The 10,000-nt window shown below is 53.3% G+C and carries 6 protein-coding genes, 1 tRNA gene, 2 rRNA genes and 1 pseudogene; 5 read left to right on the top strand and 5 right to left on the bottom strand.

The genetic code is table 11. The features are described from left to right. Positions 1-507 precede the first annotated feature (507 nt). The 4 genes and pseudogenes from CLM58_RS00130 to CLM58_RS17385 all read left to right on the top strand — a co-directional run. On the top strand, positions 508-843 hold the full coding sequence (locus CLM58_RS00130) for a PrpF domain-containing protein (protein ID WP_095593905.1): 336 nt from the start codon (positions 508-510) through the stop codon (positions 841-843). Further along, positions 843-2,483, top strand: coding sequence for a thiamine pyrophosphate-binding protein (locus CLM58_RS00125; protein ID WP_095593904.1), 1,641 nt, complete (start codon positions 843-845; stop codon positions 2,481-2,483). The genes CLM58_RS00130 and CLM58_RS00125 overlap by 1 nt, the downstream gene beginning before the upstream one ends. Positions 2,484-2,560: 77 nt before the next feature. Continuing rightward, complete coding sequence (locus CLM58_RS17390; RefSeq protein ID WP_268236446.1) at positions 2,561-3,109, top strand: NAD(P)-dependent oxidoreductase; 549 nt, start codon at positions 2,561-2,563, stop codon at positions 3,107-3,109. Continuing rightward, positions 3,109-3,459: pseudogene (locus CLM58_RS17385) on the top strand (NAD(P)-dependent oxidoreductase); the annotation flags it as partial. The gene CLM58_RS17390 and the pseudogene CLM58_RS17385, both read left to right, overlap by 1 nt. A gap of 12 nt (positions 3,460-3,471) precedes the next feature. On the opposite strand, the gene CLM58_RS00115 reads toward CLM58_RS17385, so the two are convergent. After that, positions 3,472-4,368, bottom strand: coding sequence for a LysR family transcriptional regulator (locus CLM58_RS00115; protein WP_095593903.1), 897 nt, complete (start codon positions 4,366-4,368; stop codon positions 3,472-3,474). A gap of 113 nt (positions 4,369-4,481) precedes the next feature. Here CLM58_RS00115 and CLM58_RS00110 point away from each other — a divergent pair, with 113 nt between their 5' ends. Then, positions 4,482-5,225: a sulfite exporter TauE/SafE family protein gene (locus CLM58_RS00110; protein ID WP_095593902.1), complete on the top strand. Its 744-nt coding sequence runs from the start codon at positions 4,482-4,484 to the stop codon at positions 5,223-5,225. Here CLM58_RS00110 and CLM58_RS00105 read toward each other — a convergent pair. From CLM58_RS00105 to CLM58_RS00090, 4 genes are all read right to left on the bottom strand, one after another. Then, positions 5,208-5,897, bottom strand: coding sequence for a transporter substrate-binding domain-containing protein (locus CLM58_RS00105; protein WP_095593901.1), 690 nt, complete (start codon positions 5,895-5,897; stop codon positions 5,208-5,210). The two genes, CLM58_RS00110 and CLM58_RS00105, sit on opposite strands and share 18 nt — an antisense overlap. A gap of 732 nt (positions 5,898-6,629) precedes the next feature. Beyond that, positions 6,630-6,706, bottom strand: a tRNA-Met gene (locus CLM58_RS00100). Between the two features lie 81 nt (positions 6,707-6,787). Then, positions 6,788-6,902, bottom strand: a 5S ribosomal RNA gene (gene rrf / locus CLM58_RS00095). Between the two features lie 77 nt (positions 6,903-6,979). Next, positions 6,980-9,807, bottom strand: a 23S ribosomal RNA gene (locus tag CLM58_RS00090). Positions 9,808-10,000: the final 193 nt, after the last annotated feature.

Raw genomic sequence — 10,000 nt, 5'->3', positions numbered from 1 at the left:
CAAGGCGTCAATAACATCGGCCTAGGTTCAACTACGCCTCCTCTGTTTCAACTTGCCTCCAGTCGGGATTGCGCAACGCAAACGGCCGCCCTTGGGCGGTTCGTAAGCAGTTGTTTTTTGCAGTATTATTTTGGTTGCGGGAGCCTGAATCCACTGAAGTCGTGCAACTACGAAAATGAATTAGGGTCCGGCTCCGTCCTTCCGCACACTGGAAACGAGGTGTGAGGAAGGACCGACCGCATATGCAGGTTCGTGTCTAGCAGTTGGACCGCGTTCAAACGCTCCTAGCGATCTGCGCCTCGGTCGCCGCGCACGAAACCCACCCATGAATATAATTCATTAATAGCCCAAATAATCACATTTGCCGATTACATTTTTACGATGCAACAGTCCGGCCAGTTGGCCTTCATAGGACGACCGGGAGAAGGTGTCGCTTTGCGATAAGCGCATGTTTTGCATGCGACCGGTTCGTTTTGGTCAGGGCTACGAAACGATAGGGAGGATATAATGACCATGAAAGCCAAGGACGGCGGCACCATCTCTGCCCGTTACTTTATGCCGTGGAAAACACATCCGACAATGACCGTGACGGGGTCGCAGTGCATCGCGGCCTGCACCATGGTGCCGGGCACAATTGCCGATGGTTTGGCTGTTCCGGTCAATGGTTCACCGTCATTGGTCAAAGTCGAACACCCGCAAGGCAGCATTGAGGTGAACATGGATTATACCCAAGGCCACGAAGGCACGATGATCAAGTCTGCAGGTCTGCTCCGAACTGCGCGTATGATTGCCCGAGAAGAGGTGATGGTGCCCGCCTCGCTAATTAGGAAAGCGTCCAACTGATGACACGAGTCTACGATATATTGGCGCAGGTTTTTCTGAACGAAGGGATCGAAACCTGCTTTTCCCTGTTGGGGGATGCCAACATGAACTGGGCCACCCGCTTGGCGGATGGTGGCTGCAAAATGATCTATGTGCGTCATGAACATTGTGCGGTCGCTGCAGCGATGGCCTATGCGCGCAAGACAGAAACGGTGGGTGTCGCGACGACCACCTGCGGGCCTGGTCTGACCCAAGTGATTACTGCACTACCCGCAGCGGTGCGCGCATCTTTACCTTTGGTTATCTTTGCCGGAGAACCGCCTTTGGGTAGGGGGTGGTATAATCAAGGCGGCATTGACCAATGCGCAATGATCAAGACAACTGGTGCTGACTATCACGCGTTGCATGACGTTGGCCGGATGCCAACGCAAGTGCGCGATGCCTTTGTACAGGCGCGAAGAGAAAAGCGACCTGTAGTGTTGGGCGTGCCATTTGATCTGCAGGATCAGATCTGGGACGGTCCATCGACCTTGCCGCTGCCTTCGTCGTCCATGCTGCCTGCCGTGGGGCCAATTCCTCCGCACCCTGACGACATCGCTCGTGCTGCTGAACGTTTGGCATCAGCCAAGCGGATCGTTGTTATGGCTGGATTGGGCGCAATAAACGCGACCGCAGAAGCCAAAACACTAGCCGCTAAACTTGATGGGTTGCTGGCGACCACGCTGCCCGCGCGCGGCTTATTCGTAGACGACCCGTTCAACATTGGCGTGGCAGGGGGATTTTCCACTGACATTGCGCGGAAACTATTGGGCGAGGCCGATGTTGTCGTCGCTGTCGGTTGCCGCCTTGCGCTTCATAATGCTGATGGCGGTAAGCTTTTTGGAAATGCGCATGTGATCCAGATCGACATTGATCCCATCATCCAATCCCAAGGTAGGACCGCCGCCCAAAGCCACATTCGCGCAGACGCAACCCTTGGCCTTGAAGCGCTTCTCGATGCAGTGGACGATCGCCCCCCACTCTGGCGCAGCGATGAGCTGGCGCAGGCAATCGCCAATACAGCGGCTGACGCGACGCCGCGGCAACCGGAACAGGGTGTTCACGACCCGCGAGATGTGGTGGAAGCAATCGAATCCGCCTTTCCGCAGGATTGGGAGCTCGTAAATTCTTCTGGGCATTGTTCATACTATTTCGCGCATATGCCTTCGCGCCCCTATTCGCACTTTCTGACCATCCGTGAATTCGGGGCTATTGGAAATGGCATTCCATTTTCGATGGGTGTCGCTGCGGCGCGTCCCGGTAGCACAGTTGCGCTATTTGATGGTGACGGTAGCGTCATGATGCACATCCAAGAGATCGAGACGATGCTGCGCCACGGCCTGAACATTGTGATTTGCGTGCTGAATGATGGTGCTTATGGTTCCGAAATTCACAAACTGCGTGCAGAGGGGCTGAGCGATGCAGGCGCTGTATTTGGACGTATCGATATCGCCGCAATTGCACGTGGTTTCGGTGCCACGGGACACCGGGTTGATGATTTGAATGACCTAACAGGGCTGGTCAGCGAAATGTCGGGTGTGACACTTCTAGATTTTCCAATATCTGACAAAATTGCATCGCCCGTAATGCAGCGCGCGCATCCGCCAAAGGGAACACATTAACGAAAGTACCTATTCTTGATGATTGGTTTGATACGTTGGGTGGGTTACCGTCATTCGCACGATTGAATGGCCACGATGTGACGGTTTGGAACGACCATCTGACCGATACGTCATTGCTGACCGAACGCTTGGCCGACGCCGAAGCATTGGTCCTGTTTGGCGAACGCACGCCGGCAACCGAAGCATTGCTTGCAGGATTGCCGAACCTCAAACTTATCAGCCAACGCAGCGGGTATCCGCATGTTGATGTTGATGCTTGCACCGGACACGATGTGCTTTTGTGTTCGAATATGCACGCGGGTGGTCACTCGGTCGCAGCTGCGGAAATGACATGGGCACTGTTGCTCGCCTGCGTGCGCCAGATCACCGCACAAAATGCGTCGCTAAAGGCTGGGGATAGGCAGATGGACGTTGGCCAAACCTTGGCCGGTCGAGCGCTAGGCCATTATGGTTTTGGCCGGATCGCTAGGGCCGTTGCCGGATACGCACGTGCATTCGGGATGAAGATAATCTGGTGGGGTCCGGGGATGGGTAGGCACGCGCAAAGGCTGACGGAGAAACTGTCGCCACGAGCCGGAGCGCGTTCTTCAGCGAAGCCGACTTTGTCAGTGTTCATGTCCGCCTAAAGCCAAGCACGCGCGGCATTATCACAGCTGACGAGTTGGTGCAGATGAAGCCTTCAGCAAGCTTCATAAATACGTCCCGTGCTGGGCTGGTTGAACCAGGCGCTCTACTTGCCGCGATTCAGGCGGGTCGTCCTGGGCGGGCCGGGATAGATGTCTTTGAAAACGAACCAATGACGTCGCCTGACGATCTGCTTGCTCATCATCCAAATGTTACTGCGACACCGCACATTGGTTTTGTCACTGACGACGAATTGGATATGCAGTTTGCGGATATCTACGAGCAGGTCACTGCTTATGCGGACGACGCGCCCATCCATATGATAAATCCAGTGGTCTGGAAAAACAGATAACCTGCGGCGCTATCAGTCCTGCTTCAGGCGCGCCACGATCATATCGCGTAGCGTTTGCGCCGCTTCCGAAAGTGGTGCGCCGCGCCGCGTATTTATGCCAAGTGTGCGATACATCTCTACATCTGAAAACGGTAGACCGACCAAATTTCCTTCGGCCATCTGGGCGGTCAGGCTTGGCAATACGGTGACAGCTGCGCCCTGCCGAACCAAATCCATTGCCATGGTTGCGTTTTGCACTTCGAATTTCCAGTCGATTTGATCCGCAACGGGACCAAGGAAATCATCAACCATATGCCGATTGGTGGATTGCGTGTTGATCCGCACAAAGCGCTCACCGATTAAATCGTTTCGCGTGATGGATTTGCGCTTTGCGAGCTTATGATTGGGGCCAACCAACAGATTGTAAGGTTCACGGCGGATTGGCGAAAACTCGAGATCCCACGGTTGCACTGCCGTCAGGGTCACGCCGAATTCAACTTCGCCTGCCATCACCAATTCGGTGATCCGGCCAGCAGGTTGGTCTTGCATTCTTACTTCGATCTTGGGATGGGCTTTGGCAAAGGCATCAAGCAAAGGTGGCAAGTAAAAATGAGCAACAGTCGGCAAGCAGGCAAACGCCAGTTTCAATCGCTGCTCTTTCCCTTTCAGTTGAACGGCATCGTAGGCGCTGGAAAGGGATTCAAAACTGCGCCGCGCGATTGGCAAGAGCTCCTGACCCGCTTCGGTCAACGATACCTCTCGGGTGGTTCGCAACAGCAAACGCATGCCAATTTCTGTCTCAAGTTTGCGGATACGGTGGCTCAGTGCTGTTTGGGAAAGGTTCAAATGGTCGGCCGCTCGCGCAAAATTGCCCAACTGCGCAATCGATATGAATGCCTCAAGTCCGATGTAGTCGATACGCGTCGGCATGTTGCTTTGCCTTTCCTCCGTTATGCCCACGAAAAATCGGGACAATATTGGTTTCAAACATCGCAGGCAGCGCGACGTAAGTCACCCGCTTTTGCATCGTGATAGAGTCCGTAATGCACCTTATTCCTCCGGAACTAAGCCCGGTCATCGCGCTACTGCTTTTGGGGATGTCGTTTCTTGGCTCATTGATTACAGTGGCCTTCGGCATCGGCGGTGGCGCATTGTTATTGGCGGTGATGGCCGTCACGATGCCGCCATTGGCACTGATCCCAGTTCACGGCGTCGTTCAATTTGGCAGCAATGTCGGAAGAGCCACCCTACTCCGCCGTCACACTGTCTGGGGTGTGCTTCCTTGGTTTATCGTTGGAACGCTTATTGGCGTGGTGATTGGTGGCAGTATCGCTGTGAACATCCCACCGTGGGTGGTTCAGATAGGTGTCGGATGCTTTATCATTTGGACGGTATTGGCGCGGCCACCAATGTGGTTGGCACGCTGGCCGGTGGTGACTGGAGTTATCTCTAGCTTTTTGACGATGTTCTTTGGGGCGACAGGTGTTTTTGTTGCGTCATATTCCAAATCTCTCGACCTGCCTCGACATCCACATGTCGCCACTCACGCAACGCTAATGACAGTGCAGCACCTGCTCAAATCAGTAGCCTTTGCTTTCTTGGGGTTTGCCTTTGCACCGTGGGTCCTGTTCATCGTCGCCATGATCGGTGCCGGATTGCTTGGCACTTTTGTCGGTAGCGCAGTATTGACCCGAACGACCGACGCACGCTTTCATCGGATGCTTAATATCGTATTGATGCTTATCTCAGCCCGTTTGATTTGGTCGGGGTTAAGCACCGGTTTCTGAAGCGACAAACCCATCAGTAATGGCGCGCGCCACGAAATCATCCAGAGCCGTGATGAGCGGATTGTCTGCACCGGGCAAAACCATTGCCTGCTCTACTTTGGTCAATACGCCATCTAAGACTTGGACGTTGGGATCGTTCCGAAAAAAACGCTCAAGCGACGCCCGGACACCCGCAACGACATCAGCATTTCCTTGCCGAAATTCGGCAAAGCTCTCGGTCGGGGTACCTGAACGCTGCAGCTGGGCGTGTTCCAATGATGCGGTCAGATGCATGTCATAGGCCGAACCAGTCGACGTCAGTACCGTTATCCCTGCCCGGTCCACATCTTCGACGCCCTGTACAGGGCCACCGATGCGCACAGCATATGTTGCTTCTATGGTATGATAAGGTCGCGTAAAGCTGACCTTCTCGGCGCGAATGCTGTCGATAGCAAGAAAACCAACATCCCAAACATCCGCCTGTGCATCGTTGAAAACCTTACCAGCGCCATCATAGATGACGGGCGACAATTGCGCGCCAATCTCGTCAGCCAAGCGTCGCGCAAGTGCTGGTGATACCCCAAGAGGCACACCATCAATGACCTGCACAAGCGCACGGTTGCCAGTATTAATCGCAGCACGCAGCACGCCGTTAGTCGCCAATCCGGACATTTGGGTTTTCATATTGGTCATCCTTTGCGTCCCGCACCGAATGCTGGATAATTGCTTTAGGTAGTTTGGGCTGCAATAGCTATGTTTTGGAAGTACGGCTGCATGCCGGAAGCATAATTACTTTCGATTTCGTATTTGTTTGCTCAAAGTTTTTAGATTCTAAAATTAGGGCCCGAATTCAACAATTTCGAAAAGGATTAATACTGAAGCCACACAGAATATCTAGGTTAGTGTATTCGCTAGTGGTCGCTGCGACCGCCAGCGCGCAAAACTTAGGCAACCCACCAGAAGACTATAATACAGAAACGATGCTGAAATTGTGCACAGGCCAAATATCAGATGTTTCTTCAGGTGTTCAAATCATGACCTGCACATTCCGCATTCAAGGTTTTATAGAAGCGATGATTTGGAATTGTGGATCACACATTGATGGCTATGAACCAGCGTCATGGTTTTGTGCATAACCACCGCCTTCACCTGGCGCCGCACGGCAAGCGTTCATCAATTATGTTGAAGATCACCCTGAGCGGTGGGGCGAGAGGTGGTCGGTGGTTCTAGCCTTTGCCATGGCGGAAGAAATTCCCTGCGAGAATTGATCATCTGAGCCAACTTTGTCGGCGCTACATAGAGTTGCTTTTCCGTCACACCCAGCAACCTGCTCATGTTGCTTCCGTAGTGCTTCCAGCGCGGAAACGGAAACGCGCACGGCCGCCCTTGGGCGGTTCGTAAGTGTTTGATATATTGTGGTAAAATTGGTTGCGGGAGCAGGATTTGAACCTGCGACCTTCAGGTTATGAGCCTGACGAGCTACCGGGCTGCTCCATCCCGCGCCATTTAGGCGCCTCAGTGTTTTTGTTCTGAGGCTTGGATTGTCATCGATCTGAGAGATACGTTTTTTTGGTTTTTTCTAGGTTTGGCGGTGACCTACTCTCCCACGTCTTAAGACGCAGTACCATCGGCGCAACCGAGCTTAACGGCCGAGTTCGGGATGGGATCGGGTGTTTCTCTGGCGCTGTGACCACCAAACCGAGGAAAAACCAAAATTCCAAGTCAAGCATGTGTGTGTATGCTTCTGACCAGTATTAGCCTTGCTATTACTGGATCAAATCAAGCCTATCGGACAATTAGTACCGGTCAACTGAATGCATTGCTGCACTTACATCTCCGGCCTATCGACGTGGTGGTCTTCCACGGTCCTCAGGGATACCTTGTTTTGAGGGGGGCTTCCCGCTTAGATGCCTTCAGCGGTTATCCTGTCCGATCATAGCTACCCTGCACTGCTGCTGGCGCAACAACAGGTCCACCAGTGGATCGTTCACCCCGGTCCTCTCGTACTAGGGGCAACTCCTCTCAAGTATCCTACACCCACGGCAGATAGGGACCGAACTGTCTCACGACGTTCTAAACCCAGCTCACGTACCTCTTTAAACGGCGAACAGCCGTACCCTTGGGACCTGCTCCAGCCCCAGGATGAGATGAGCCGACATCGAGGTGCCAAACACTGCCGTCGATATGGACTCTTGGGCAGTATCAGCCTGTTATCCCCGGCGTACCTTTTATCCGTTGAGCGATGGCCCTTCCACTCGGGACCACCGGATCACTATGGCCGTCTTTCGACTCTGCTCGACTTGTCAGTCTCGCAGTCAGGCTGGCTTCTGCCATTGCACTCAACGAGCGATTTCCGACCGCTCTGAGCCAACCTTCGCGCGCCTCCGTTACTCTTTAGGAGGCGACCGCCCCAGTCAAACTACCCGCCACACAGGGTCCCGGATCCGGATAACGGACCGCGGTTAGACATCAAGCAGAACAAGGGTGGTATCTCAAAGGAGGCTCCATCAGAACTGGCGTCCTGATTTCAAAGCCTACCACCTATTCTGCACATGTTGTGCCTGATGCCAGTGTGAAGCTGTAGTAAAGGTGCACGGGGTCTTTCCGTCTAACCGCGGGAAGCCTGCATCTTGACAGGCAATTCAATTTCGCTGAGTCGATGTTGGAGACAGCGGGGAAGTCGTTACGCCATTCGTGCAGGTCGGAACTTACCCGACAAGGAATTTCGCTACCTTAGGACCGTTATAGTTACGGCCGCCGTTTACCGGGGCTTCAATTCGACGCTCTCACATCTCCTTTTAACCTTCCGGCACCGGGCAGGCGTCAGACCCTATACGTCGTCTTGCGACTTCGCAGAGCCCTGTGTTTTTAGTAAACAGTCGCCACCCCCTAGTTTGTGCCCCCAGCTCCAAGTTGCCTTGGAACCGGGCCTCCTTCTCGCGAACTTACGGAGGCATTTTGCCGAGTTCCTTCAACATCGTTCTCTCAAGCGCCTTGGTATTCTCTACCAGTCCACCTGTGTCGGTTTAGGGTACGATCTCATGGAGGGCTATTTCCAGGAACCGATTAGCGGCCCACCCAATCCGATAAGGGTGAACAACAGTCTCGATCCGTCACATCCTCCTGGCCCAGGAATATTAACCTGGTTCCCATCGACTACGCCTTTCGGCCTCGCCTTAGGGGTCGGCTTACCCTGCTCAGATTAGCTTTAAGCAGGAACCCTTGGACTTTCGGCGACAGGGTCTCTCACCCTGTTTGTCGCTACTCATGTCATCATTCTCACTAGTGATCGCTCCACAGCCCCTCACAGGACTGCTTCATCGCCAAACCCGGTCCTCCAATGACCCCGAAGGGTCTAAGGAGGATTGGGTTTTATCACACTACGCTCTGCTACCATGCACTATGTGCATCCTAAGCTTCGGCTCATGGCTTGAGCCCCGTTACATCTTCGCCGCAGGATAACTTATTTAGACCAGTGAGCTGTTACGCTATCTTTAAAGGATGGCTGCTTCTAAGCCAACCTCCTGGTTGTTTTGGTCGTCCCACCTGCTTTCCCACTTAGCCATGAATTGGGGGCCTTAGCTGTAGGTCAGGGTTGTTTCCCTCTCCACTACGGGCGTTAGCACCCGCAGTGTGTCTGCCATCTAGTACTCCCGGGTATTCGGAGTTTGGTTAGGATCAGTAAGCCTGTGGGGCCCCATTACCCATCCAGTGCTCTACCCCCCGGGGTATTCGGATGACGCTCTACCTAAATAGATTTCGCAGAGAACCAGCTATCTCCGAGTTTGATTGGCCTTTCACCCCTAGGCACAGCTCATCCCGATCTTTTTCAACAGATGTGGGTTCGGTCCTCCAGTAAGTGTTACCTTACCTTCAACCTGGCCATGCCTAGATCACTCGGTTTCGGGTCTGATCCTACTAACTCATTCGCCCTATTAAGACTCGCTTTCGCTGCGCCTACACCTATCGGCTTAAGCTTGCTAGTAAGACCAAGTCGATGACCCATTATACAAAAGGTACGCGGTCAGCCCTCAAGGGGCCTCCCACTGCTTGTAGGCGTCCGGTTTCAGAAACTGTTTCACTCCCCTCGTCGGGGTGCTTTTCACCTTTCCCTCACGGTACTGGTTCGCTATCGGTCAGTAAGGAGTACTTAGCCTTAGAGGGTGGTCCCCCCATGTTCAGACAGGATTTCACGTGTCCCGCCCTACTTAATACGTCCTATCGAGCTTCTCATACGGGGCTATCACCCACTATGGCCATGCTTCCCAACATGTTCTGATCACTCTCAAGGCTCGGCTGGTTCCCGTTCGCTCGCCGCTACTAGGGAAGTATCTGTTGATTTCCTTTCCTCCGGGTACTTAGATGTTTCAGTTCCCCGGGTTTGCTCTTTAAACCCTATGTATTCAGGTAAAAAGTACTTGGTTTACCCAGTTATTAGCTGACCCGAAGATCAATAATAACAGAGTATCAAGTGGGTTGCCCCATTCGGAAATTCATGGATCAAAGCCTATTCTCGGCTAACCATGACTTATCGCAGAGTATCACGTCCTTCATCGCCTCTTACTGCCAAGGCATCCACCAAACGCCCTTCTCGCGCTTGATCTGATCCAGAAAAAGCAAGGCTCTTGGCAGGGCCAAACTTCGCGCCAACTTAATGGCTTTCTAGATCAGAAGTCATACATTTCCCACTTCCCTGACTGGTTCGTTCAGGGAAGCATGTGATGCAATCTCTCGATTACATCAGGTTAGTGTACTTGACTTGGACAACACTGCGATTTCGACCGGGATACGATGTC

The organism is Actibacterium pelagium, from assembly GCF_002285415.1.
Lineage (GTDB): Bacteria > Pseudomonadota > Alphaproteobacteria > Rhodobacterales > Rhodobacteraceae > Actibacterium_B > Actibacterium_B pelagium.
This window is presented reverse-complemented; position numbering and strand designations above follow the sequence as displayed.